The sequence below is a fragment of the Pseudomonas sp. JZ114 genome (assembly GCF_051027705.1).
Classification (GTDB): Bacteria; Pseudomonadota; Gammaproteobacteria; order Pseudomonadales; family Pseudomonadaceae; genus Chryseomonas; species Chryseomonas luteola.
The window spans coordinates 3,431,586-3,456,342 of sequence record NZ_CP069256.1; the positions used below are offsets into that span (position 1 = coordinate 3,431,586).

The following is a 24,757-nucleotide window of genomic DNA, read 5'->3' on the forward strand; positions in this document are numbered from 1 at the left end:
GTTAGGCTCGGCGCTTGGCGCGATGGCTGCGGTAGGTGTCCAGCACCACGGCCACCACGATCACCGCACCGGTAATGATGCGTTTGGTCGGCTCGCTGGCGCCAATCTGTGCAAGCCCGGCGGCCAGCACGGAAATGATCAGCACACCAAAGAACGTGCTGATGACCGAACCGCGTCCACCCATGAGGCTCGTTCCGCCGATCACTACCGCCGCGATGACCTGCAATTCAAGCCCGGCGCCGGCGTTGGGGTCAGCCGCTTCCAGACGGGACACCTGAAACAACGCGGCCAACCCTGCCAACAGACCCATCAGGGCAAAAACCAGGATTTTGTAAGGCTTGGGGTTGATACCCGCCAGGCGCACTGCTTCTTCATTGGTGCCGATAGCGACGAGATAGCGGCCAAACACGCTGCGCGTCAGCAAGGCATGGGCAACGGCAATCACCAGCAGCGCGATGATAAAGGAAGGCGAAATCCCAAAGGCGAACGGCGTGGACAGCCAACCATAGGCGTCACCGATGTAGGCCGTGCGCGAATCCGTTAATTGGTAGGCCAGTCCCCGCGCCATTTCCAGCACACCCAGGGAGACGATAAATGAAGGAATCCGCCATGCCACGGTTACGCTGCCCGTCACGGTGCCTGCCAAGGCTGCGCAAACCATACCCAGGACCGCGGCTGGGAAAATGCCCCACCCCCAGTTGAGCGTAGCCACGCTAACGACCGAGGCCGCCAGTGCCAGCACCGAGCCTACGGACAAGTCGATCCCACCGATGATGAGGATCAGCGTCATGCCCACCGACAGCACCATCAGGTCCGGAATCTGGTTGGCCAGGGTGGTGAAGGTGTTATAGGACAGGAAATGGCTGCTCATGGCGGAGAACAGCACGATCATGGCCAGCAAGGCACCGGCCAGTCCCAGGTAGGTGCCCAGGCCGGACACACTGCTGCTGCGCTTGGGCGCGGCCGGAGTTACGGTAGTGTTCATACGGAGAGTTCCTGTATGGGAGAAACCGCTTCGCCCAGCATCGCTTCACGGCTGCTGTATCCGGCAAAGGCGGCGGCCAGAAGGCGATCCTGGCTCCAATCGTTACGGTCAAAGGTTTCCATGAGACGGCCGGCGGACAACACGGCGATCCGGTCGCAGATCAACATCAGCTCACGCAGGTCACTGGACACGACAACGAGCCCCTTGCCCTGCCGGGTCAGCTCGCCCAGCAAGCCGTAGATATCGAACTTGGCGCCGATGTCGATGCCGCGGGTAGGCTCATCGAACAACAGCACCTGACAATCACGCTCCAGCCAGCGACCGATCACGACCTTCTGCTGATTACCGCCGGAAAGCTCACCCACCGGCTGATGAGGGCTGGAGCTGCGAATGCGCATGGCCTTGATCTGCCGCTCAGCTAAGGCAAGTTCGGACGCGGACTGAACCACGCCGCGCTTGGCAACGGCAGGCATATTGCCCAGCGCCAGATTCGCGCAGATGGACTGGGTGAGTAACAGCCCCTCCCCCTTGCGATCTTCGGTGATCAGGGCGATGCCATTACGTACCGCCTCGGCTGGCGAGCTGACGTTGACTTCACGCAGCGGATTACCCACAAAAACACGCCCGCTGTCGGCCCGGTCGGCGCCGTAGATGAGCCGCAGCAATTCGGTACGACCCGCGCCGATCAAGCCGGAAATACCGAGAATCTCTCCAGCGCGAACCTCGAACGATACATCGCAGACCTTGCCGGCACGGCTCAGCTTGTCCACTTTCAGTATCGGCGCGCCAATGTGGCGCTCGCCCAGGTCAATATGCTCACCCAGCTCACGTCCCACCATCAGCGCTACCAGCTGATCGGTGTTGTAACGGCTAATGGACTCGGCGGCGACCAACCGGCCATCGCGTAGAACCGCGATCCGCTGGGAGATGCGCTTGAGTTCTTCCAGGCGGTGGGAGATGTAGACGATGGCGACACCACGGGCCTGCAGGCGCTCGATCTGCTCGAACAACAGGTCGACCTCGCGCGCCGTCAGCATGGCGGTAGGCTCGTCGAGAATCAGGATGCGGCAGTCACCGATCAGATTACGGGCGATCTCGACCATCTGCTGGTGGCCGACCCCCAGGTCAGAGACCAGGGTATCCGGATCAATAGCATCCAGCCCGACCTGCGCCATGGCCAGCCGTGCCTGCTCACGCAACCTCCCGCGGGAAATCCACCCGCCCCGACTGGGCAGGTTATCGAGAAACAGGTTTTCGGCAACGGTCAGGGTCGGCAGCAGGTTGAGCTCCTGCATAACCATGCGCACGCCCAGGCGCTCGGCCTCGGTGCGGCTACCGGGGGTGTAGGGCTGATCGAGAAAGGTCATCTGCCCGGTCGTGGGCGGAGTCAGCCCCGCGATGATCTTGGACAACGTACTCTTGCCGGCGCCGTTCTCACCTGTCAGCGCCAACACCTCGCCGGGATACAGCTCAAGGCTGACTTCTCCCAGAACGGGTTGCGCATAGGTCTTGCCGATGCCGGTAATGGAAAGGACTGGCCTGCCCGACATGACGGTCTCCTTTAAAACTCAGGTGCCCCGCAAGACTCCGGTGCAAAGGCGAATACGATCGACTCCGCGCCAAAGCCCGGCGGGTAAAGATGGATTACGGCTTGGTTACCAGCTCGACAGGCGTTTCGATCACACCGTCGACAGCACCGGTGGACTCACCCTTGACCAGCTTGAGCGCAGCGTCGATACCAAAGACCGCCTGCTTGCTGGCGTACTGGTCAGCCGTAGCCAGAACGCGGCCGTCCTTGAGCATGGGCTTGATGGCATTGATGTTGTCGTAACCCACTACCAATACTTCGCCCTTTTTGCCCGCAGCGCGAACGGCAGAAACAGCGCCCAGGGCCATGCTGTCATTACCAGCCAGCAGCGCCTTCAGATTGGGATGTTCGTTCATCATGGCAGAGGCCACGGCGTTGCCCTTGTCGATCTCCCAGGAGCCGGACTGGACACCCACGATCTTCATGTTGGCCGCTTCCATAGCGTCCTTGAAGCCAGCGGTGCGCTGCTGGGCATTGAAGGTAGTGGAAACGCCCTCGATGATGCCAACTTCGTCACCAGCCTTGAGCTGCTTGGCCAGGTACTCACCTACCAGACGGGCACCCTTGCGGTTGTCCGGGCCTACGAAGGGCACGTCAAGCTGCTTGCTCTTGAGTACGTCCTGATCCAGACGGTTGTCGATGTTTACGACCTTGATGCCTGCATCCATGGCTTTCTTGATGACGGGCACCAACGCCTTGGAATCTGCCGGTGCGATGACGATGGCATCGACCTGGGACACGATCATCTGCTCGACAATACGAATCTGGCTGGACGTGTCGGTTTCGTCCTTGATGCCATTGGAGATCAGATCGAACTGGTCAGAATGCTCTTTTTGATAACCCTTGGCACCGTCTTCCATGGTGCGGAAGAATTCGTTGGCGAGAGACTTCATCACCAGCGCGACCTTGGGTTTATCCGCATCCTGAGCATAAGCCGCGGACAAGGGCAGAAAAGCGGAAGTCGTGGAAAACAGAACAGCAGCAGCGAGAAGCCGCATAGGGCGGGATGCGTTCATGGTGCACTCCATTGTTGTCTTTGTTATGGCGCAAACGTTTGCGTGGCAAAACTATGAGAAGAATTGGCACGGTTGTCAATCTGCGAAGTGTGATGGCGGATGGGTTGCCAGAGAGAGAAAAACAGGGAAAACAGGCATGTCGAGCCGGCCATGACCGGCTCGACGAATAGCTTACGGTTTGGCGTGCTGAGTTTTCTCGATCAGGTCGAGGCGCTCTTTCCAGGGGTCCTCTTTAAGAACCGGACCTTCATCGGCCGCGAAATCCATGACCAGATTGCCCTCACGGTTGAACGGCAGCCAGCGCGCCACATTTGTACCGTTGGGATTACCCGTCTTGATGAAATTAACAAAGATGGCATGGGCCTCGTTTGCCATGTCCTGATCCTTGTCCGTTACCTTGTCGCCATATCGCGCTTCCAGCGTTTTGAAGAAATAGGGAATTTCGCTGGCATGCTGCGCCCCTTTGGTCTCACTGCGCAGCGAATCGGCGACGTAGGAGAAGCGATAAAGAAATGCCTGGCGATCATGCTGGGAGATCTTGCTGGCAACGAAACGAGCCGGCTCCGTCATCATCCGGTCCATAGCAACTGCGGCCCCTACCGCCTGCACATCGCCTGTATTTTCCGGGTCGTATAACTGACGGGCCCGCTCTGCTTCACGCCCAAACGGTGCGAACAGCTCTTCCATTGTCTTGGCCGTATTAAAGCCAAGATCGGCGCTAGTCGAACCGATCAGCATGGGCACCTTGTTTTCCTGACCGGCGCTGTAGACCTGCTCCGGTGTACCCACCACGACCCGCCCGTCGAGTACCGGTCCGCCCACGTAAGTAGAGGCATTGCTGCCCATGGTCATCATGTTCAGGTCGCCCAGCACACGGCTGGCCGGCAATTCACGCAGCGCCTTCAATGCCTTAGAACCAGTGCCTTCAACACCAACACTGCGGGCGAAATTCTTGCCGATGGTCTCGGCGGAGGGATTCCCGGGCAAGTCGCGGCTGATCTCATGCAGCTCACCCATCAAGGAACGTCCGCCCCCTGACATGACGATGGCACGGTCAAACAGCCCCCGCGTCAGTGGCGTGGTGGTGATATTGAGCACCGAGCCGCCGCCAGCAGACTCACCCATGACGGTAACGTTGTTTGGGTCACCGCCGAACTGACGGATGTTGCGCTTCACCCATTGCAGCGCAGCGATCTGGTCCATGTAGCCGTAGTTACCCAGCGGACCTTCTTTTGCAGCCGTCAGCGCAGGATGTCCAAAAAAGCCGAAGCGGCCAAGCCGGTAGTTGAAACTGACAAAGACCACGCCATCGCGGGCAAAGGCGCTGCCGTCATAGACCGACGGTGAAGCACCGCCGTTAACATAGCCGCCCCCATAGATCCAGACGACAACCGGCAGTGTGGCCTTGCGGTTTGCCGTCTCCTGCGCCGGACGCCAGACGTTGAGGTACAGGCAGTCCTCGGAGGGCTCTACGCCCAAGGGAGCTGCATCGCTGGCCATCGGCTTTTGCATGCAGTCTGCGCCATAGGCAGTCGCCTCACGCACTCCGCGCCAGGGCTTCACACGCTGAGGCGCACGCCACCGGTTCTCACCCACCGGCGGGGCCGCAAAGGGAATGCCTTTGAAGGAGATGACATCGCCCGACTGGCTACCTTTCAAGCGGCCACTGTCGATGCCTACCTCAGTCAACGCGCCGGGCTGAGCGAAGGCACCCAAAGGCGCCATGAGCAGCCCCAGGGTCATCAGTTTCTTTAGGGATGGAGTCATTGTTTTTCCTTTTGGCAGATCAACGGCGCCAGCCGCCTGCAGAGCATCTGGGGCGCCTGCGGGTGTGACTTGCAGGCCGCTGTCGTGGTTCCACCACCAGACCTTGCGCCAGCGTGTCTGGTACGCAGCCCGAACCTGTTTTTACACACGAATCCATACCGCGACGGCGACCTTTTGTCTGCGAACGCGGTTGCATTGAGGATCAAAACATCATTTGCACTGTCACAGCGGGAGTTGATGGCAATAGAGCATCATCTCGCCCTTAACCACAGATCGGCGCGCCTTTAAAAGCGTAGCCGAGACCAGACGCGGTATCGACTCGCCATACTTTCCGAGACTCATGCGGGAAAGCCCCTGGTAATGGAATGCCGCAGTTTGATGACTGCCGATAAAAGGACCCCACCCATGAGCATCGCCTCGATCATTGCCCTGATTCTTATCGTCGTCGTAGGAATTCCCTCCTTCAAGATCATTAGGGAAACGTTAGGCCGCGCGCGCCTGCTGGAAGATCAGCTGGTGGCCATCAGTACGCAACTCAGAGACGTCGAATTCAAGCTGGAAGAGCTGGATGACAAAGTGGCCGCTACACCGACCGTGCGCTCTTCAGAGCGTGTGGCGCGAGCCGCGGAAGAGGCCGCTCATCACTGAATGAGCGCTTAGCCAGGCTAACGCTGCGCGCCTGGGGCGTAGATGCCAGCAGGGACCGGTCTATGGTGAACGTCTTCTTTTAGGAGCTTTCGCCATGCTTACACGCACGCTCGGCAAGACCGGCCCCCAGGTATCAGCGCTCGGACTAGGATGCATGGGCATGTCGGACCTGTACGGTCCGGCGGACCGTACAGAAAGTATTGCCACGATCCACGCGGCGCTGGAAGCGGGCGTCAACCTGCTCGACACCGGTGATTTCTACGGCATGGGCCATAACGAGCTGTTGATTGCCGAAGCGCTCAGGGATCGCCGGGAGGCAGTAACGATCAGCGTAAAGTTCGGTGCCCTGCGAGGACCAGACGGGGCCTGGATGGGTTACGACGGCCGCCCCAAGGCTATCCGGAATTTCCTGGCGTACACGCTCAAACGCCTGAATACGGATCATGTGGATATCTACCGTATTGCCCGCCTCGATCCAGACGTTCCTATCGAAGATACCGTGGGCGCCATCGCCGAAATGGTCAAGGCAGGCTATGTGCGCCATGTCGGCCTCTCCGAAGTCGGGGCCGATACGATCCGCCGGGCCGCGGCCGTTACCCCTATCGCTGATCTGCAAATCGAATATTCACTGATTTCACGCGGAATCGAAGCGGACATCCTGCCTACCTGCCGTGAACTTGGCATCGGAATCACGGCCTATGGCGTGCTCTCACGTGGCCTTATCAGCGGTCATTGGTCAAAAGACCGCGCAGGTGAGCAGGACTTTCGCGCCATCAGCCCGCGTTTTCAGGGCAGCAATCTGGACGCCAACCTCAAGCTGGCCGACACGCTCAAAGTCATTGCTCAAGAGAAAGGGGTTACCGCGGCACAGATGGCAATCGCCTGGGTGCTGGCGCGCGGTGAAGATATTGTCCCGCTGGTAGGCGCACGTACCCGTGAACGTTTACATGAGTCGCTGGGTGCACTGGATATCATGCTAACCGCCGAGGAGCTGGCCAGAATCGAGCAGGCCATTCCCGCCAACGCCGCGGCAGGAGAACGCTATCCCGCCGCTCAATTGGCTCACATGGACAGTGAGAAGCGGCACGACTGAGCGGTTTGCCTGATTCCCTTTATGAATGAACGGGTGAATTTTTGTCATTTGTAAGGCAGGAAAGCGGCCAGCAGAATGGACTGATACCTCTATAGTCCGGCCCATCTAAGGAGCGGTTTGCCATGACGACGCAGGCTTTTGTCGATCCCGATGAGATTCGCGCCCGGTTCGCCCGCGCCATGTCCGATATGTACAAGGCCGAAGTGCCCCTGTATGGGACATTGCTGGAGCTGGTGAGCGATATCAATCAGCGTACGCTGGCAAACAATCCCACCTTGGCAAAGCAGCTGCGCCAGACGGGTGAAATCGAGCGGCTGGACCAGGAGCGCCATGGGGCTATCCGCGTAGGTACGGCGCAGGAGCTGGCTACGCTGCGGCGCCTGTTCGCAGTCATGGGCATGTATCCGGTGGGTTATTACGATCTTTCCGAAGCAGGCGTGCCGGTGCACTCCACCGCGTTTCGGGCCGTCCACGAGGCTTCGCTGCAAAAAAGCCCCTTTCGCGTGTTTACTTCTCTGCTCCGTCTGGAGCTGATCGAGGACGAAGCACTCAAACAGAAAGCCGCGGCGATTCTGGCGCAGCGCATTATCTTTACATCACGTGCGCTGGAATTGATCGCCCGCTGCGAGACCGAAGGCGGGCTGAGCGCAAGCGATGCCGATGCCTTCGTGCATGAGGCCTTGGAAACCTTCCGTTGGCACGGCGAGGCCACAGTCAGCGCCGAGGTGTATCAGCAGCTGCACGACCAGCATCGCCTGATTGCCGATATCGTGGCGTTCAAGGGGCCGCACATTAATCACCTGACGCCCCGGACCTTGGATATTGATGCCATCCAGCAAGACATGCCGTCACGGGGGATTACGCCCAAGACGGTCATCGAGGGACCACCCCCCCGCCGCTGCCCTGTTCTGCTTCGCCAGACAAGCTTCAAGGCATTGCAGGAAAAGGTGACCTTCATCGATGAAGAGGGCAATGCCGTTGCTGGTAGCCACACGGCCCGCTTTGGCGAGATCGAGCAGCGTGGTGTTGCATTGACGCCCAAGGGACGTGCGCTCTACGACAAGCTCCTGAACATTGCCCGCACCCAGGCTCCCAGCGAGAGCAACGCTCAGGCATACATGCAGGCACTGACCGACATATTTGCCGAGCTGCCGGACAGCTATGAGGCTTTGAGAAAGCAGGGGCTGGCCTATTTTCGTTACTTCGTCACCGACAAGGGCGATGCGGTTACCCAGGATGGGCCAAGAGATCTGGATGCCCTGATCCAGTCAGGTTATATCCACTATGAACCGCTGGTATATGAGGACTTTCTGCCGGTCAGCGCGGCCGGTATTTTCCAGTCCAACCTGGGCGATCAGGCTCAGACACAGTATGCCGAGGCGTCCAGTAAGGACCGCTTCGAGCAGGCACTGGGCGCGTCGGTACTGGATGAGCTGGCCCTGTACGCCGAGACCCAGGCGCGCTCGCTCAAGCGCTGTGAAGAGCAGCTGGGAATACCTCTTTCTTAAAGTCCGCAAGGTTCAAAGCGCTCTTCTTACCAGCGGAGCGCTTTAAAGAGCCGTGCTAGAGCGGCTGTCGGATTGTTCCTATCTGCAGGGTGCGTCCAGCCTAAAGATATTTCATTTTTTTACCGATACAGAGCGGGTGAAACCTTTACTGCCTTCTCCTATCGGAGCGCGTCCCATGCTGTCCAATTTAAGTATTGCCAAAAAGCTTGGTGCAGGCTTTGGGCTTATCATCGCGATCATCTGCATCCTGGTGTATGTAGCCCGCCACGGCTTTACCGAGGTCGATAATTCGGTCAAGTGGAACATTCATACTTATCAGACCATTGATGGGGCTAACAACCTGTTGATTAGCCTGACCAACATCGAAACGGGTATGCGTGGATTTGCCCTCAGCGGTCAGGACGACTTTCTGGAACCTTACAACGCAGGGAAAACAGCGTTTGAGCAAACCTGGACGAAGCTTAAAAACCTGACGTCGGATAACCCGACCCAGCAAACCCGTCTGGATGAACTCAAGGCCACGCAAATGAAGTGGCTGAGCGAAGACATTGAGCGTTCCATCCAGCTACGCCGCGCAGTCGTACAAGGTGCCTCCTCCATGGACGACATGGTGCAACGCATCATCGACCGTCAGGACAAGGCCAAGATGGACAAGATGCGCAAGATCATCGCTGACTTCAGCAACGATGAGTCCAAGCTGCTGGGCGTGCGTAATGAAGCCATGCAGTCTGCCGAACAGGTTGCTATCTGGACGCTTATCGGGGGTGGAATCCTGGCTGCCCTAGCGGCCGTAGTCATTGCCTTCAGCCTATCCGTATCCATCAAGCGCCGTCTAAATGATGCCATTCAGGTTGCTCAGGCCATTGCCGCTGGCCGTCTGGATACTCAGATCCGCAGCACCGGCGAAGATGAAATTGGCAGTTTGCTCAAGGCCTTCAACGCCATGCAGCAGCGCCTGCGGGAAATGATTTCCGAGATCAAGGGTGGTGCCGAGCAGCTTCTGACGGCCGCTCGCGATATCTCCAACACCTCGGAGCAACTGGCTGTCGCCGCACGGGACCAGTCAAGCTCGGCATCCTCCATGGCAGCCACCGTGGAAGAGCTTACCGTCAGCATCAGTCACGTTTCGACCAGCGCGAACGAGGCCCATGGTATTTCTACTGATTCCGGCAAGCGCTCCGTCGAAGGTGGCAATGTCATCAAGCAAACCCTGGACAGCATGACGCAGATCGCCGGTACGGTGCAGAGCTCGGCTGAACAGATTTCCGAGCTGGACCGCCACGCCGATCAGATCACCTCCATCGTGAACGTGATCAGCGAGATTGCCGAGCAGACTAACCTGTTGGCTCTGAACGCAGCCATCGAGGCCGCCCGTGCAGGTGACCAGGGCCGCGGCTTTGCGGTGGTCGCCGATGAAGTTCGCCTGCTGGCGCAGCGCACCGGCAAGTCAACCCAGGAAATCGCCGACATGATCAAGAAGATCCAGGCGAGCACCCAGGACGCAGTCAGCAGCATGAACGTGGGCGTGACTCAGGTGAACCAGGGTGTGGAACTGGCTCACTCGGCCAGCCAGGCCATCGACGAGATTCGCGGTGGCTCGGATCGCATCATCTCCGTGGTTGATCAGATCTCCATGGCACTGCGTGAACAATCTGCTGCCAGCCAGGATGTAGCTCGCAGCGTGGAGCGCATCGCGCAGATGGCAGAGACCAACAGCCATTCCATTGAAAGCGCCTCACGCAATGCATCGAGCATTCAGCATCTGGCCCAGTCATTGGACAAGCAGGTCGCGCAGTTCCGCCTGTAAGCGCTGTGTATTGAAAAGCCCACCGCCTGGTGGGCTTTTTCCTGGGTGCGTCAATAACGCCCGATGAATTTCGCTACGTTTTAGCCGGCACTGCGCTTAGAATGCGCGCCCTGCTCACAAGAGCAGATCGACTTCATGGGTTCCCTCACCCCATTCCACTAAAAAGGATGCATCATGCAACTGACCTCTTCCGTCAGGCGCTCGGCATTGGCCGGCCTGATTGGCTTTCATATCCTGATCATCATCGCAAGTAACTACCTCGTCCAGCTGCCGCTCAACCTGTTTGGCTGGCATACAACCTGGGGCGCATTTAGCTTTCCGTTCATCTTCTTAGCCACTGATTTGACGGTGCGGATTCTCGGTAAAGGCCCGGCGCGCCAGGTCATCGCCCGAGTCATGGTGCCGGCGCTGGTCGTCTCGTACATCCTTTCTGTGCTGTTCCAGGAAGGCGCATTCCGCGGCCTGGAAGCCTTGGCGCAATTCAATACCTTTGTACTGCGTATCTCATTGGCGAGCTTTTTTGCCTATGTGCTGGGCCAGCTGGTAGATATCCATGTCTTTGATCGTCTGCGCCAGCTGCAGCAATGGTGGATAGCACCTACCGCCTCGACGATCCTGGGCAACCTGCTCGATACCTTCGCCTTTTTCTCTATTGCCTTCTGGCACAGCGACAACCCTTTCATGGCCGAGCATTGGGTCGAGATTGCCTGGGTCGACTATACCGTCAAGCTCAGCGTCAGCCTGCTCCTGTTCCTGCCGCTCTATGGGGTGCTGCTGAGCGCCATCGAACGCATGCTGCTGCGCCGCGCCTGACAGGATTCGTGTCGGACTATGTCTCGTCTGCCCCATCAGGCCAGATGAAACAACCCTGGAAACACCCTGAAAAGGCATTCCAGACCCAAATCGACAGCTTTGTGCGGTGTTTTACAGTTTCCGAAACAGAATCGAACTGTTCTCGTTCGCAAACATCTCTTACCCTCAGCCGCTGCGTTGAGGATTATTCGAGACAGGTCTTTGTTATCGGACAGAGCCGGCCCCGTTGCCACAGCGCTTGACGACACCTTAGTCACATAGGTTCATGTATGCACCGCAGAGATCTTCTGAAAGCTTCACTGGCCTTTGCCGCGTATACCGGTCTTCCTTCGACGACCGTATTCGCCGCTCAATCCCTGTCTGGCGCCTCCAGCCAGGATGTAGAACCGTTCGAGTTCGATCTGCTGAAAAATCAGGCCAAGCAGATGGCAGCCAGTGCCTATGTGGATACGTCTCAGCAGTTGCCGCCCACGCTGGCAAAAATGACGCCACAGCAGTTCAACGCCATTCAGTACGATGCCAACGAGTCGCTATGGCATGACCTGAAAGGCCAGCTCGATGTTCAGTTCTTCCATGTTGGCATGGGCTTCAAACAGCCGGTCCGCATGTATAGCGTTGATCCAAAGAAAAAGCAGGCCACGGAAATCCATTTCCGACCTCAGATGTTCAAGTACGAGAACAGCGGCGTCGACCAGTCACAACTCAAGGGTGACCTGGGCTTCGCCGGTTTCAAGGTGTTCAAGTCACCCGAGCTGACGCAGCACGATATCGTCTCGTTCCTGGGGGCAAGCTACTTCCGTGCAGTGGACGATACCAAGCAGTACGGCTTGTCTGCCCGTGGCCTTGCCATCAATAACTTCTCGGATACGGTGGAGGAATTCCCGAACTTCACCAAGTTCTGGTTCGAGACGCCCGAGCCGCACAGCACGCGCTTTGTAGTCTATGCCCTGCTCGACTCGCCCAGCGCGACCGGTGCATATCGCTTCGACATCGACTGCCGCGCCACGCAGGTGGTAATGGCAATCGACGCTAATATCTATGCGCGCAAGGAAATCAAGCAGCTGGGTATTGCGCCGATGACGAGCATGTTCAGCTGCGGCACCCATGAGCGCCGCATGTGCGACACCATCCACCCGCAGATCCACGACTCCGACCGCCTCTACATGTGGCGCGGTAATGGCGAGTGGGTGTGCCGTCCGCTGAATAACCCCGCCAAGCTTCAGTTCAATGCATTCGAAGACAAAAACCCCAAGGGCTTTGGTCTCGTGCAGAGCGACCATGAGTTTTCCAGCTATCAAGATACGGTGGACTGGTACAGCCGCCGCCCAAGCCTGTGGGTCGAGCCCACTACGGAATGGGGTGAAGGCAGCATTGATCTACTGGAAATCCCGACAACCGGCGAGACGCTCGATAACATCGTGGCCTGCTGGAATCCCAAGGTGCCTATCACAGCGGGCAAAGAGCTGCGCTATGGCTACAAGCTCTACTGGAGCGCGCTGCCGCCGGTTAGAACACCGCTGGCACAGGTTCATGCGACGCGCTCCGGCATGGGCGGCTTCGTAGAGGGGTGGGCGCCGGGTGAGCACTATCCAGACGTCTGGGCCCGCCGCTTTGCGGTGGACTTCGTGGGCGGTGGCCTGGATACCCTCCCTCAAGGCACCGGAATCGAGCCCGTCGTCAAGGTCTCGAGCGGTGAGCTGAAAGACTTCCACGTCCTCTGGATACCGGACATCAAAGGGTATCGTGTGATCTTCGACTGGTATCCGACCAGCGATAGCGTGGACCCGGTAGACATGCGCCTGTTCATCCGCACCAACGACCGAACGCTCAGCGAAACATGGCTGTATCAATACTTCCCGCCAGCGCCTGAGAAGCGTCGCTACCCTTGATCTGTAGGAATAGTGCATGAAAAAAGCGGCTCCTGTGAGCCGCTTTTTATTGCGCGAAAAGAAGTTACAGCCGGTAGGCGACTGAGTTACAGAGCGAACCGCCGGATCATGCCGTTGAGGTCCGTTGCCAGACGCGACAATTCATGACTGGCCACGCCTGTCTGTTCTGCGCCAGAGGCTGTCTGCTGGGACAGGTCGCGGATACGCACCAGATTGCGATCCACCTCGCGGGCAACCTGCGCCTGTTCTTCAGCGGCAGTTGCGATAACCAGGTTACGCTCGTTAATACCCATGACCGCACAGGTAATGCTGTGCAGAGCCTGTTCAGCAGCGCTCGCCTTATCCATAGTCTCCCCTGCCTGCTCGGCACTACTTTGCAATGCACTTACGGTTTCGCGCGTACCGACCTGAATCTGGCCGATCATGCTCTCGATTTCGCGAGTCGACTCGCCGGTCCGGTGGGCCAGGGCGCGAACTTCATCGGCAACCACTGCAAAGCCCCGTCCGGCATCTCCAGCTCGTGCAGCTTCGATCGCTGCGTTAAGCGCCAGCAGGTTGGTCTGCTCAGCCACAGCACGAATAACATCGAGAACCTTGCTGATGTTTTGCGTTTGCGCAGCCAACGCTTCCGCTCGCTGAGAAGCTCCCAGCACGTTGCTCACCATGGACTGGATCGACTCAATGGTTTCGCTGAGTTGAGCCTGACCCTGCTCGGCGGTACGGGTGGACGCTTTGGACTCTTCTGAAGTGGCCACCGCATTGGAGGCTACCTCATCCACTGCCGCACTCATCTCGGTTACGGCCGTTGCTGCAAGATCCAGTTCACTGTTTTGCTGTTGAATATCCCGCTTGCTTTCCTGGGTAATGTTGCTCATTTCCTCCGCAGCAGCTGCAAGCTGGTTGGCAGAACCCTCGATTTCGCCCAATGTTGTACGCAGGTTTTCCTGCATGAGGTTCAAGGACTGAAGGAGTTGAGCTGCTTCATCTACACCTTGGGTATCGATACGCCCCGTAAGATCGTTTTGCGCAATCTGTTGGGCCACGCTGACCGCCGAACGAATTGGTAAAATGATGCTACGGCTAAAAAACCAGGCAAGCAGTGCACCAAACAAGACAGCCAAAGTAATGGCTGTAATGGCAATGGTGCGTGCCTGAGTGTAGGCATTGTTGGCATTATTACCTGCACCTTGCGCTTCTTTCTGGTTATGGTTTGCCAGAACTTCAATCTGCGCATTGATAACGTCTGCGTAGGAAGAAACACTGCGAAGAACTTTCAACGCCTCTTCCGGCTTTTTAGCCTCCATCAGGGAGATAACCTTATATATGGCTTCTTTATAAACCTGATAAGAGTCGCCTAGCGTCTTCATGGCATTAACTTCTTCCGGCGCATCGGCATCCTTGTTGTAATCTGCCATGACGCGCTCGACCTGAGCCGTTATTTTGGAAAATCGCTCCTTATATTTGGTTTGCTCTTCCGGCAGGTCGTATACATAGAGTTGCAGTGCTGTGGTACGCAAACGGGCAAGTGCAATGCCAAGCTCATCGCCTAAAGCCAGACTGGGTAACGATTCGTTCTGAATGACCTCGCCGGACTTTCTGATCTCCGCCATCTGGAGCAGGCAAAAGACACCAAGCCCAAACAGCAGGATAATAATGAGACCAAAACATAATACGGTCCGTTGTGCGATTCTCATGCGTCTTAGCATACACACATCCTTTGCCTGAAAAGGCAAACTGCAGGGCTATAAAGATGCAGATATTTAATCTGCAAAAAGAATTCTGGCAAACAAACTTATCGGCTAAAAATCAGGGACCATGAATAAATTTTCAATATGAAGGGTCAATAAAATGCTTATTACCAAGCACTATGTGAAAACCTTGTTAAGGCCTTTAAAAAAGCAGCTGGTTATAATTAAATAAACTACTTTTTATTACCGTTCATCATGGTTATCCATCGTCTTTGTCCAGATCATGCAATCAGTTACCGCACCCTGATGCTTGAGGCTTATGCCTTGCATCCGGAATCTTTTACCTCCAGCGAGGCGGAGCGCGCGGTGCTACCGTTGGACTGGTGGCGATCCCGGCTGGAAAGCGATGCGGTATTTGGCGCATTCGACAAGGATCAGCTGCTGGGTGTAGCAGGACTTTCCTTCGAAACTCGAGAAAAGATCAGGCACAAGGCCACTCTGTTTGGCATGTACGTTCCACAGCGGTTTGGCCGTCAAGGCATCGGCTTTCATCTGATCCAAGCTGTACTGGAGCATGCCCGACATCACGAAGACATCAGGCTGGTACAGCTTACCGTCACGGAAGGCAACCACACCGCACTGCGCCTGTATGAACGTTGCGGTTTTGAGGTGTTCGGGGTAGAGCCGATGGCGGTCTCCATTGGCAAAGCCTTCGTCAACAAGGTCCACCTCTGGCAAGAAATCCATCCTGCCAAATAAAACCAACTGCCAGCTCAGATTATCGGGTCAAAACGGTCGCGGTACAGGTCAGTCAGCCACTCCACAAAAACTCTCACTCGAGGCGATATCTGCCTGTGTTGGGGATAGAGCAATGAAACCGGCAGGCCCGGCGTAGCAAACTCTTGTAGAACCGCCTTCAGCCGCCCCGCTTTCAGGTATTTTTCCACCCGAAAGCGAGGCACCTGAATCAAACCGCAACCGCTCAGGGCTGCGCGGGTATAGCATTCGGCATCGTTGACCGAGATCCAACCGCCAAGATCGCACTCGATAACCTGCCCCTCAACCTGAAAGGTAAAGGGGTAACGAATGTCGTGGCTGCTGGCGAAGAAGCCGACGGCCTGATGCCGGGTCAACTCATCTGGATGCTTTGGCACACCATAGCGGGCAAAGTAGCCAGGGCTTGCACAGACCACCTCGGGCATGAGCGCCAGCCTTTTTACGATCAGCGTTGAGTCCCTAGGGTGCCCTGCCCGCACCACACAATCGATTCCTTCACGCACCAGATCCACCAACCGATCACCGCTGCTGATGGATAACTCAATGTCTGGATAACGCTGCCGGAATTCGGCGATTCGAGGAAGGATGATTCGTGTGGCATGACTGCCGTGCAGATCGACGCGAAGCATGCCACGCGGATTGGCCGCAATGGCACTCAGGGAAGATTCAGCCTCTTCCAGATCCGCCAGAATACGAGAGCATCGCTCGTAGTAGGCCTGACCATCGAGCGTTGTGCGGACCTGCCGGGTGGTACGCTCCAGCAGGCGCGTTCCTAACCGCTTCTCCAACTCCTTAACCGCATGGGTTGCCGTAGCACGGGGGATACCTAGGGCATTGGCTGCCTGCGTGAAGCTGCCCAGCTCGACGATACGGGTAAACAGCCGCAGCGACTCGAATCTATCCATGGCTTCAGCCCATTGTTGGTGCCTGTTGAACGGTCTTACCAAGTTCTGTGCATTTATCCAATGCCAATGAATTGCAAAAAATGACAGCCATGAAAGGGCTGGACGTTCCGGCCCTGCCTTTAGGAGTCGGACATGCCGCATTCATCCCGTACAGCCATTGTTACCGGCGCTTCGCGTGGTATCGGACACGCCATTGCCAAACGTCTCGCCCAGGCAGGCTTTTCCGTTGCCATTCAATACGCCCACAGCCGAGGCCCTGCAGAGGCTTTGGTGGCTGAAATAGAGTCATTGGGAGGTAGTGCCCTCGCGGTCAGAGGCGACGTTGCCACCCTGGAAGATGTGCAGACCCTGTTCAAGGCGGCCAAGGAAGCCTACGGACGGATCGATATAGTCGTGAACAGCGCCGGTATCATGACCAATACTCCTGTTTCGGCAGGTGATCTGGAGGCGTTTGACCGAATGATGGCCGTCAACCTGCGCGGCACGTTTCTGGTGTTGAGCCAGGCGGCGCAACAGGTAGAGCGTGGCGGCCGGATCATTGCGCTATCCAGCAGCGTGATCGCCAAATCGCTGCCCACATACGGCCCTTATATCGCCACAAAGGCTGGCGTTGAAGGTTTGGTCAGAGTATTGGCTAATGAATTGCGCGGTCAGGACATCACCGTCAATGCCATTGCGCCCGGCCCGGTGGCAACCGAGCTCTTTCTCAATGACAAAAGTGAGGAGCAGATCCGGCAGATCGAACAGGCTACACCGCTTGAGCGCCTCGGAACGTCTGAGGACATCGCCGAGGTGGTGGCGTTTCTGGCAAGCCCTGCAGGCAGCTGGATCAACGCGCAAGTCATCCGCGCCAATGGCGGGTTCGCCTGATCCTATCGTCCGCCCCTGCTCTGTCCCAGAAAGTACACCATGCGTCTTTCCTGGGGTATACAAAGATCCGATCTATAAAAAGGTATGTAAAGCTGGCCCGCTGTTATTTCCAGGCGGGCCTGCTTGCCGAGGCGTCAGACATCGGCGTCCGGGAGCACCTTCCCTGGGTTGAGAATTCCCTGGGGGTCCAGCGCCATTTTGAGGGTGCGCATGGTGTTCACTGCGGCGCCATGCTCAAGCGTCATGAACTTGATCTTGCCCGACCCTACGCCATGCTCGCCCGTGGCGGTCCCGTCCAGGGCGATGGCGCGGCGCACCAGCCGCTCATTGAGCGCTTCGGCCTCCGCCAGTTCGGCTTCACTGGACGGATCGACCACCAGCCCCAAGTGAAAATTACCATCCCCCACATGTCCAACCATCGCGATAAAGAACGAGGCGGCCAGCACGTCTTTTTCAGTTTCCGTAATACAGGGCGTCAGCTGCGAGATAGGCACGCACACGTCGGTACTCCATACCCGTCCATTCGGCCGCATGGCCTGCATGGCGTAGTGTACATTGTGGCGGGCCTTCCAGAGCGCGTTACGCGAGTCGGCATCGGCCGCAGCGACAAAGCTCAGCGCCCCGTTGCCCTCGGTGATTGATTGGGTCAGCTCTACCTGTTCGGCAACGCCTGCCGGTGAGCCGTGAAATTCGAAGAACAAGGTGGGCCGCTCATCCAGCGTCATCTTTGAATAGCGGTTCACAGCCATGATAGTCCGCGCATCCAGCAGCTCGACCCGGGCGACAGGAATACCGTACTGGATGATCGTTACCACCGAGGTCACAGCGCTCTCTACATCGGGAAAGGTACATACCGCAGCGGACGTGGTTTCCGGAATGCCATAGAGCCTTAAGGTCACTTCGGTGATGATCCCCAGCGTACCTTCCGAGCCCACAAACAGCCGCGTCAGGTCATAACCCGCCGAGGACTTGCGGGCACGGTTGGCCGTCTTGATGATCTGGCCATCGGCCAACACCACGGTCAGCGACAGGACATTCTCCCGCATGGTCCCGTAGCGTACGGCATTGGTCCCGGAGGCACGTGTTGCCGCCATGCCGCCCAGGGTGCTTTCTCCGCCCGGATCGATGGGAAAGAAGAGTCCCGTGGCCCGCAGTTCGGTATTGAGCTGCTGGCGCGTCACTCCGGCTTCAACCGTGGCATCCAGATCGCCCGGGCGAACCGCCAGGATGCGCTGCATGCGACTAAGGTCTATACAGATGCCACCCTTGAGCGCACAGACATGCCCTTCCAGCGAGGTGCCGCCCCCAAAGGGAACGATGGGTACGCCGTAGTGGGCGCAGACCTTGACGATGCGGGAGACTTCTTCGGTGCTATGTGCATAGCAGACGGCATCAGGCATCCGGGTCGCATGGTAGGACTCGCCATGACCATGCTGCTCACGCTCCGCGAGACTGGTTACGATCCGCTCACCGAGAAATGCCTGAATCTCCTCAATAACAGCAGATAATGGAGAGAGAAAGGGTTGTTGCGCATTCATGGGCCTTTCACCTTGTTCTTGTTGTATATAGCGAGTGCTCTAAGCTTAGCCCTTTCCTGCTGGCTTATTATTCAATCCATTGAACGTTTTCCGATGATATATAGATAGCCTAGAAACAATGTCTTGAACGGAGTCGTCATGCCTGAACTTTCACACCTGCTCGCCTTTGCGGCTATCACCCTGGGCATGGCGCTGACGCCCGGACCAAACATGGTCTATCTGATTTCCCGCTCCATCTGCCAGGGCCGAACGGCTGGCATGATTTCCCTTGGCGGCGTGGCCCTGGGCTTTGCGTTCTACATGGTCTGTGCAGCCCTTGGAATCACTGCTCTGCTGATGGCGGTGCCCTTCGCCTACGATGCGCTGCGGATAGGCGGTGCGCTGTATCTGCTATATCTGGCCTGGCAGGCCGTGAAACCCGGCGGACGGTCTCCGTTTCAGGTCAGGGATCTACCCAAGGACAGTCCACACAAACTCTTCGCTATGGGCTTTGTGACCAACCTGCTCAATCCCAAGATTGCCGTAATCTACCTGTCGTTGCTGCCGCAGTTCATTTCCCCTGCACAGGGCAGCGTGTTGACCCAGTCCCTGCTCCTGGGCGCGACGCAGATTCTGATCAGCGTAACCGTGAACGGATTGATCGCCTTTACGGCAGGCTCGATAGCGGCCTTCCTGACGGATCGGCCGCTATGGCTGGTGGTCCAGCGCTGGCTGATGGGTACGGTGTTGGCGGGGCTGGCCGTCAAGATGGCAGCGGAACGTTAAGCCGTTATCCGCCCGACTGCACACGGCGGGCGGATAATCGGCCCGATCATGAAAGGCTCATATCGATCACGATACGTCCTTCGATCTTACCTTCGTGCATCCGGGAAAAGATATCGTTGATGTTTTCGAGGGGTTCGGCTGCAACCGTCGCCTTGACCTTGCCCTCACCGGCAAACTCCAGGGCTTCCTGCAAATCCAGCCGCGTCCCGACAATGGAGCCGCGAACGGTCGTGCCGTTGAGGACCATGTCGAAGATCGATAGCGGAAACTCTCCCGGCGGAAGCCCGTTCAGGGCAATGGTGCCACCACGACGGGTCATGCCGATAGCCTGCTCGAATGCCTTGGGCGAGACAGCCGTGACCAGGGCACCGTGGGCACCGCCGATCTCCTTTTTCAGATACCCCGCCGGGTCCAGCTCACGGCAGTTGACCGTAACCTCGGCCCCCAGCCGGCGCGCCAGTTCCAGTTTCTTATCGTCTACATCGACTGCGGCCACATTCATGCCCATGGCCTTGGCATACTGCACGGCCATGTGTCCAAGGCCACCAATTCCGGAGATCACTACCCACTGCCCGGGCTTGGTTTCGGTCATCTTGAGTCCTTTGTAAACGGTCACCCCGGCACACAACACCGGCGCAATTTCCACAAAGCCCACATTATCCGGCAGCCGTCCCACATAGCCGGCATCAGCCAGGGCATATTCGGCAAAGCCGCCATTGACCGAGTAGCCCGTGTTCTTCTGATCCTCGCACAGTGTTTCCCAGCCCCCGAGGCAGTGTTCGCAATGACCACAGGCGGAGTACAACCATGGGATACCGACCCGATCCCCCTCCTTCACATGGGTGACGCCAGCACCCACCCCGACCACATACCCAACCCCTTCATGCCCCGGGATGAAGGGCGGATTGGGTTTGACCGGCCAATCGCCTTCGGCGGCATGCAGGTCGGTATGGCACACCCCGGAGGCTTCGATCTTCACCAAGACCTGTCCTGCGCCTGGGGTAGGGACATCCACCTCCTCGATTTCCAGCGGTTTACCAAACTCACGAACGACGGCAGCTTTCATTGTTTTAGGCATGACGTGATCCCTCATGGATACATGACGTATGGAGTCGTGCTGGCAAATACAGGTCAATCGTTCCGGCGCTCCATACTGCAAGCCTGGAGCAAACAAGGCACAGAAATGATGACCTGGCTCAAGGAAGGCTCAGGTTGAGCCTTCACAGGAGTAGATACGCCGCAGTCCCAGGGGCCGATGAGGATTCACCGGCCCCCATGACGGGCCTAGAAGAAACCCAGCGGATTCGTGTCGTAGCTGATCAGCAGGTTCTTGGTCTGCTGATAATGATCCAGCATCATCTTGTGGGTCTCGCGACCGATGCCGGACTTCTTGTAGCCACCGAATGCCGCATGGGCAGGATAGAGGTGATAGCAGTTGGTCCACACACGCCCGGCCTTGATGCCGCGACCCATGCGATACGCGCGATTGATATCCCGCGTCCAGACCCCCGCGCCCAGGCCAAACTCGGTATCGTTGGCAATGGCAAGCGCTTCGGCCTCGTCCTTGAACGTGGTCACGCCGATGACCGGCCCGAAGATCTCTTCCTGGAATACCCGCATCTTGTTGTGGCCCTTGAGCAGGGTCGGCTGGATGTAATACCCATTGGCCAGGTCGCCCTGCAGGGTTTCCACAGCGCCGCCAGTCAAAAATTCGGCCCCTTCGCCACGCGCGATTTCCAGGTACGAAACTATCTTTTCGAACTGCTGCTGAGAGGCTTGGGCGCCGACCATGGTGTCGGTGTCCAACGGATCACCGCGCTTGATCTGCGCAACCTTTTTCATGACTTCCGCCATGAACGGCTCATAGATAGATTCCTGCACCAGGGCGCGGGATGGACAGGTACACACCTCTCCCTGGTTGAAGAAGCCAAGCACCAGCCCTTCGGCCGCCTTTTCAATAAAGCTTTGCTCCGCACCCATGATGTCGTCGAAATAGATGTTGGGTGACTTGCCTCCCAACTCGACCGTACTTGGAATGATATTGGCCGCTGCGCACTTGAGGATGTGCGAGCCCACCGGCGTCGAGCCGGTAAAGGCAATCTTGGCGATGCGTGTGCTAGTCGCCAGGGCTTCCCCCGCCTCCTTGCCGTAGCCCTGCACGATATTGATCACACCGGGTGGCAGCAGGTCGCCAATCATCTCAACGAAGAGCGTAATGGAGAGCGGCGTCTGCTCGGCCGGTTTGAGCACCACACAGTTACCTGCAGCCAGCGCAGGTGCCAGCTTCCAGGCAGCCATCAGAAGCGGGAAGTTCCAGGGAATGATCTGCCCTACCACGCCGAGCGGCTCATGGAAGTGATACGCCGCCGTATGCTGGTCGATTTCGGCCGCCGTCCCCTCCTGAGCCCGGATACAACCTGCAAAGTAGCGGAAATGATCGGCAGCCAGCGGCACGTCGGCATTAAGGGTTTCACGCACGGCCTTGCCGTTGTCCCAGGTTTCGGCAATGGCCAGTTTTTCCAGATTCTGCTCGATGCGGTCGGCAATCTTGAGTAGGGTCAACGAGCGCGCCTGTACTGACGTCTTGCCCCAGGCATCTGCCGCCGCATGGGCAGCATCCAACGCTTTTTCGATATCTTCAGCAGAGGAACGGGGAAACTCGCCAATGACAGAGCCATTGACCGGCGAGGTATTGGTGAAATATTGGCCCTTGACCGGCGGTACGAATTCGCCGCCGATGTAATTGCCGTAACGGGATTGCAGGGTGATCAGAGCACCTTGGCTGCCAGGGGCTGCGTAACGCATGGTGGTTCTCCCGATGTTGTGTTTGTTATGAGGACCGGTAATACCTGAGAAATAGCAAGGCCTGGGCCAACTGTGGCAAATGTGCGCCGCAGGCGGCTTCGGCTGTCCGGCACGAACCGGCAGGTGTCACATCGTGTGTCAGCGCCAGGACAGCAGGCGTGACAGGCTGTACCACTTCTGACACAGTCGATGATCTGCATTGCATTTAACCTGCGCCTGATCAAGCATAGGCGCTATTACGCACTTCGCTGAATCGGAGGGTTCCTGTGAATCAAGGACCCGGAATTCACCTTGCGGAGCACAATAAGAATGACTGCCACACCCATGAGTCGTCACACGCGTCAGGTGCTTGCCGTTGGTCATGGTCTGGGCCAGGCCGACACCGATCCAGCCATTGCCCGTTCGTGGCGCCGCTGTCTCGAACAGCACCGCCTGGATCCGTCCACTGCCACCTCGCCCAGCGTACTCGAGCACCCTCGTATCCTTGAGCAGCGCGAGCGCTCGCAACGGGTACTGGAAATCGCCCATGGCGAGATGAATCGCCTGCATCAGCAGCTCGCGGGTGCCGGTCATGCCGTCCTGCTTACCGATGCCAGCGGCCTTATTCTCGATTGCATCACCCACGAGGCCGAACGAGACACCTTTCAGCGAGCAGGCCTGTGGTTGGGAGCAGACTGGAGCGAATCCTGCGAGGGCACCAATGGCATCGGCACCTGCGCGGTCGAACGGCATGCACTGACGATTCATCAGGATGAGCACTTCCGCAATCGCCACACCATCCTAACATGCTCCGCCAGCCCGGTATTCGACCCTGCCGGAGACCTTTTGGCCGTACTGGATGTGTCCTCGGCGCGGCGCACCGTTTCCCGGCAGAGCCAGTTTCACACCATAGCGCTGGTCAACCTGTCGGCCAAGCTCATCGAAAGCTGCTATTTCCTGCGTCAATGCGAGGACAGTTATCTGCTGCGCTTCCATACCCAGCCGGATTACGTCGGGCTGCTGAGTGAAGGCTTGCTGGCGTTTGATGAGTCTGGCCGAATCAGCGCCATCAACGAAAGCGCGCTGAACCTCCTGAGCACGACGCGACCGGCCCTTCTGGGGCAACCCGTGGAGGCGCTCGTCGAGCTTCCCCTTGCTTCGTTACTTGATCGTGCACAACCGCATCCTACACATTGCTGGCCGCTGTACAGCACTGAGGGAACACGCTTCTATGGGCAGCTGCGAGCGCCGCACAAGCTTGTTCATTCCGTGCCTGTCCGTACCCCGCCGCGTCCAGCGCTGTGCCTCGAAGATCCTGCCCTTGCGCGGGAGTTCGAGCGCGCCCGCAAGGTCATGGAGCGCGATGTTCCGGTGCTGCTCACCGGTGAGACGGGGACCGGCAAGGAGGCCTTCGCCAAAGCCCTGCATCTGGCCGGTTCGCGCGCCAGTAAGCCTTTTATTGCTCTTAACTGCGCGGCGATCCCGGAATCACTTATCGAAAGCGAGTTGTTCGGCTACGCCGGTGGCACGTTTACCGGTGCGCGTAAGGAAGGCATGCGTGGCAAGCTACTCGAAGCCCACGGCGGCACCCTGTTTCTCGACGAGATCGGCGATATGCCCCTGATGTTGCAGACCCGCCTGCTGCGCGTACTGGAGGAACGGCAGGTCGTTCCGCTGGGCGGACAACCGCAGACGATTGACATCCGCATCATTAGCGCCACCCACCGCGATCTCAGGATACGGGTAGGCGACGGCAGCTTTCGAGAGGATTTGTACTACCGGCTCAACGGTCTGGTGGTGAGCCTGCCGCCGGTACGTGAGCGGCTCGACAAGGCCGCGCTGCTCAATCACTTGCTGCTTGAAGAGGCGCAGGGCCAGAGCCTGCACCTGGACGCCGAGGCTCGCCAGGCCCTGCTTGGGTATCAATGGCCAGGCAATGTTCGTCAGTTGCGCAATGTCCTGCGAACCCTGGTGGCCTTGTGTGAGGATGGGGTGATTCGCAGGGGTGATCTGCCGCAGGAGATTTCCAGCCCAGCGAGCCTGCCCGCCCTGACGCTGGATGCGCCTCTGGAAGATGCCGAAAAGACCGCTCTGCTCCTGATACTGGAGCAGGAACATTGGCAGATGACACGCACGGCCGAACGCCTTGGCATAAGCCGAAACACGCTTTACCGGAAGCTGCACAAGCACGGCATTACACCCAGACGCTAGCGATCCCGCTTGCGGGAGCCGCTCAAGACCGGTGGTTTGGCGGAATGACCATTGGTCGTGTCGCGCCTTCGAGATCGAAAGATGCCTACGCTGATGCGAAACCCA

The 24,757-nt window shown here is 58.0% G+C and carries 19 protein-coding genes and 1 pseudogene; 10 read left to right on the forward strand and 10 right to left on the reverse strand.

The genetic code is table 11. The features are described 5' to 3' along the window. Position 1: 1 nt before the first annotated feature. From JQR90_RS16230 to JQR90_RS16245, 4 genes are all read right to left on the reverse strand, one after another. A complete protein-coding gene (locus JQR90_RS16230) occupies positions 2–985 on the reverse strand; it encodes an ABC transporter permease (protein ID WP_434140126.1) in 984 nt (327 codons plus the stop codon). Continuing rightward, the gene (locus JQR90_RS16235) at positions 982–2,535 is read right to left on the reverse strand and encodes a sugar ABC transporter ATP-binding protein (protein WP_074822175.1); all 1,554 of its coding nucleotides are present in this window, start codon (positions 2,533–2,535) and stop codon (positions 982–984) included. The genes JQR90_RS16230 and JQR90_RS16235 overlap by 4 nt, the downstream gene beginning before the upstream one ends. A gap of 94 nt (positions 2,536–2,629) precedes the next feature. Next, a complete protein-coding gene (locus JQR90_RS16240) occupies positions 2,630–3,589 on the reverse strand; it encodes a sugar ABC transporter substrate-binding protein (protein ID WP_019365991.1) in 960 nt (319 codons plus the stop codon). Between the two features lie 171 nt (positions 3,590–3,760). After that, entirely contained in the window at positions 3,761–5,356 is a 1,596-nt protein-coding gene (locus tag JQR90_RS16245) for a carboxylesterase/lipase family protein (RefSeq protein ID WP_434140127.1), read from the reverse strand. A gap of 405 nt (positions 5,357–5,761) precedes the next feature. Here JQR90_RS16245 and JQR90_RS16250 point away from each other — a divergent pair, with 405 nt between their 5' ends. The 6 genes from JQR90_RS16250 (at position 5,762) to JQR90_RS16275 (ending at position 13,114) form a co-directional block, all read left to right on the forward strand. Further along, the gene (locus JQR90_RS16250; RefSeq protein WP_434140128.1) at positions 5,762–6,004 is read left to right on the forward strand and encodes a hypothetical protein; all 243 of its coding nucleotides are present in this window, start codon (positions 5,762–5,764) and stop codon (positions 6,002–6,004) included. A 94-nt stretch (positions 6,005–6,098) separates the two neighbouring features. Then, positions 6,099–7,097: an aldo/keto reductase gene (locus JQR90_RS16255; RefSeq protein ID WP_434140129.1), complete on the forward strand. Its 999-nt coding sequence runs from the start codon at positions 6,099–6,101 to the stop codon at positions 7,095–7,097. A gap of 122 nt (positions 7,098–7,219) precedes the next feature. Beyond that, on the forward strand, positions 7,220–8,605 hold the full coding sequence (gene hglS, locus JQR90_RS16260) for a 2-oxoadipate dioxygenase/decarboxylase HglS (RefSeq protein ID WP_434140130.1): 1,386 nt from the start codon (positions 7,220–7,222) through the stop codon (positions 8,603–8,605). A gap of 175 nt (positions 8,606–8,780) precedes the next feature. After that, positions 8,781–10,412 carry a methyl-accepting chemotaxis protein gene (locus JQR90_RS16265; protein ID WP_434134895.1) on the forward strand — a complete coding sequence of 544 codons (1,632 nt, stop codon included), beginning with the start codon at positions 8,781–8,783 and terminating at the stop codon, positions 10,410–10,412. Positions 10,413–10,586: 174 nt separating this feature from the next. Continuing rightward, positions 10,587–11,225, forward strand: coding sequence for a 7-cyano-7-deazaguanine/7-aminomethyl-7-deazaguanine transporter (locus JQR90_RS16270; protein WP_074822161.1), 639 nt, complete (start codon positions 10,587–10,589; stop codon positions 11,223–11,225). Between the two features lie 269 nt (positions 11,226–11,494). Beyond that, positions 11,495–13,114 (forward strand): glucan biosynthesis protein D, encoded by a 1,620-nt coding sequence (locus JQR90_RS16275; RefSeq protein WP_434134897.1) that lies wholly within the window; start codon positions 11,495–11,497, stop codon positions 13,112–13,114. 86 nt (positions 13,115–13,200) lie between these two features. On the opposite strand, the gene JQR90_RS16280 is transcribed toward JQR90_RS16275, so the two are convergent. Further along, positions 13,201–14,064 (reverse strand): methyl-accepting chemotaxis protein, encoded by an 864-nt coding sequence (locus tag JQR90_RS16280; protein WP_349681643.1) that lies wholly within the window; start codon positions 14,062–14,064, stop codon positions 13,201–13,203. A gap of 39 nt (positions 14,065–14,103) precedes the next feature. Further along, a pseudogene (locus JQR90_RS16285) lies at positions 14,104–14,820 on the reverse strand (MCP four helix bundle domain-containing protein); the annotation flags it as partial. Between the two features lie 237 nt (positions 14,821–15,057). On the opposite strand from JQR90_RS16285, the gene JQR90_RS16290 reads away from it, so the two are divergent. Next, a complete protein-coding gene (locus JQR90_RS16290) occupies positions 15,058–15,561 on the forward strand; it encodes a GNAT family N-acetyltransferase (protein ID WP_286787831.1) in 504 nt (167 codons plus the stop codon). A 14-nt stretch (positions 15,562–15,575) separates the two neighbouring features. Here the strand turns inward: JQR90_RS16290 and JQR90_RS16295 are convergent, their stop codons facing one another. Continuing rightward, complete coding sequence (locus JQR90_RS16295; protein WP_434140131.1) at positions 15,576–16,484, reverse strand: LysR family transcriptional regulator; 909 nt, start codon at positions 16,482–16,484, stop codon at positions 15,576–15,578. A 132-nt stretch (positions 16,485–16,616) separates the two neighbouring features. Between JQR90_RS16295 and JQR90_RS16300 the strand changes: the two genes are divergently transcribed. Continuing rightward, positions 16,617–17,354 carry an SDR family oxidoreductase gene (locus tag JQR90_RS16300; RefSeq protein ID WP_434140132.1) on the forward strand — a complete coding sequence of 246 codons (738 nt, stop codon included), beginning with the start codon at positions 16,617–16,619 and terminating at the stop codon, positions 17,352–17,354. Positions 17,355–17,488: 134 nt separating this feature from the next. Here JQR90_RS16300 and JQR90_RS16305 read toward each other — a convergent pair whose 3' ends face one another. Beyond that, complete coding sequence (locus tag JQR90_RS16305) at positions 17,489–18,892, reverse strand: FAD-binding oxidoreductase (protein ID WP_434140133.1); 1,404 nt, start codon at positions 18,890–18,892, stop codon at positions 17,489–17,491. A gap of 138 nt (positions 18,893–19,030) precedes the next feature. Here JQR90_RS16305 and JQR90_RS16310 point away from each other — a divergent pair, with 138 nt between their 5' ends. Next, entirely contained in the window at positions 19,031–19,657 is a 627-nt protein-coding gene (locus JQR90_RS16310) for a LysE family translocator (protein ID WP_434140134.1), read from the forward strand. A 46-nt stretch (positions 19,658–19,703) separates the two neighbouring features. Here JQR90_RS16310 and adhP read toward each other — a convergent pair whose 3' ends face one another. Next, the gene (gene adhP, locus JQR90_RS16315) at positions 19,704–20,735 is read right to left on the reverse strand and encodes an alcohol dehydrogenase AdhP (RefSeq protein WP_010795729.1); all 1,032 of its coding nucleotides are present in this window, start codon (positions 20,733–20,735) and stop codon (positions 19,704–19,706) included. 206 nt (positions 20,736–20,941) lie between these two features. Continuing rightward, positions 20,942–22,462 (reverse strand): acetaldehyde dehydrogenase ExaC, encoded by a 1,521-nt coding sequence (gene exaC / locus JQR90_RS16320; protein ID WP_019366011.1) that lies wholly within the window; start codon positions 22,460–22,462, stop codon positions 20,942–20,944. Positions 22,463–22,771: 309 nt separating this feature from the next. On the opposite strand from exaC, the gene JQR90_RS16325 reads away from it, so the two are divergent. Further along, on the forward strand, positions 22,772–24,652 hold the full coding sequence (locus tag JQR90_RS16325; protein ID WP_010795731.1) for a sigma-54-dependent Fis family transcriptional regulator: 1,881 nt from the start codon (positions 22,772–22,774) through the stop codon (positions 24,650–24,652). Positions 24,653–24,757 lie beyond the last annotated feature (105 nt).

Excerpts from the sequence above, each read along its gene's own strand:
- JQR90_RS16305 (WP_434140133.1), bottom strand. The coding sequence starts at position 18,892 with ATGAATGCGCAACAACCCTTTCTCTCTCCATTATCTGCTGTTATTGAG.
- JQR90_RS16245 (WP_434140127.1), bottom strand. The coding sequence starts at position 5,356 with ATGACTCCATCCCTAAAGAAACTGATGACCCTGGGGCTGCTCATGGCG.
- JQR90_RS16270 (WP_074822161.1), top strand. The coding sequence starts at position 10,587 with ATGCAACTGACCTCTTCCGTCAGGCGCTCGGCATTGGCCGGCCTGATT.
- JQR90_RS16250 (WP_434140128.1), top strand. The coding sequence starts at position 5,762 with ATGAGCATCGCCTCGATCATTGCCCTGATTCTTATCGTCGTCGTAGGA.
- JQR90_RS16280 (WP_349681643.1), bottom strand. The coding sequence starts at position 14,064 with ATGCAGGAAAACCTGCGTACAACATTGGGCGAAATCGAGGGTTCTGCC.
- JQR90_RS16300 (WP_434140132.1), top strand. The coding sequence starts at position 16,617 with ATGCCGCATTCATCCCGTACAGCCATTGTTACCGGCGCTTCGCGTGGT.
- JQR90_RS16230 (WP_434140126.1), bottom strand. The coding sequence starts at position 985 with ATGAACACTACCGTAACTCCGGCCGCGCCCAAGCGCAGCAGCAGTGTG.
- JQR90_RS16325 (WP_010795731.1), top strand. The coding sequence starts at position 22,772 with ATGACTGCCACACCCATGAGTCGTCACACGCGTCAGGTGCTTGCCGTT.
- hglS (WP_434140130.1), top strand. The coding sequence starts at position 7,220 with ATGACGACGCAGGCTTTTGTCGATCCCGATGAGATTCGCGCCCGGTTC.
- exaC (WP_019366011.1), bottom strand. The coding sequence starts at position 22,462 with ATGCGTTACGCAGCCCCTGGCAGCCAAGGTGCTCTGATCACCCTGCAA.
- JQR90_RS16275 (WP_434134897.1), top strand. The coding sequence starts at position 11,495 with ATGCACCGCAGAGATCTTCTGAAAGCTTCACTGGCCTTTGCCGCGTAT.
- JQR90_RS16310 (WP_434140134.1), top strand. The coding sequence starts at position 19,031 with ATGCCTGAACTTTCACACCTGCTCGCCTTTGCGGCTATCACCCTGGGC.
- JQR90_RS16265 (WP_434134895.1), top strand. The coding sequence starts at position 8,781 with ATGCTGTCCAATTTAAGTATTGCCAAAAAGCTTGGTGCAGGCTTTGGG.
- JQR90_RS16295 (WP_434140131.1), bottom strand. The coding sequence starts at position 16,484 with ATGGATAGATTCGAGTCGCTGCGGCTGTTTACCCGTATCGTCGAGCTG.
- JQR90_RS16240 (WP_019365991.1), bottom strand. The coding sequence starts at position 3,589 with ATGAACGCATCCCGCCCTATGCGGCTTCTCGCTGCTGCTGTTCTGTTT.
- adhP (WP_010795729.1), bottom strand. The coding sequence starts at position 20,735 with ATGCCTAAAACAATGAAAGCTGCCGTCGTTCGTGAGTTTGGTAAACCG.
- JQR90_RS16290 (WP_286787831.1), top strand. The coding sequence starts at position 15,058 with ATGGTTATCCATCGTCTTTGTCCAGATCATGCAATCAGTTACCGCACC.
- JQR90_RS16235 (WP_074822175.1), bottom strand. The coding sequence starts at position 2,535 with ATGTCGGGCAGGCCAGTCCTTTCCATTACCGGCATCGGCAAGACCTAT.
- JQR90_RS16255 (WP_434140129.1), top strand. The coding sequence starts at position 6,099 with ATGCTTACACGCACGCTCGGCAAGACCGGCCCCCAGGTATCAGCGCTC.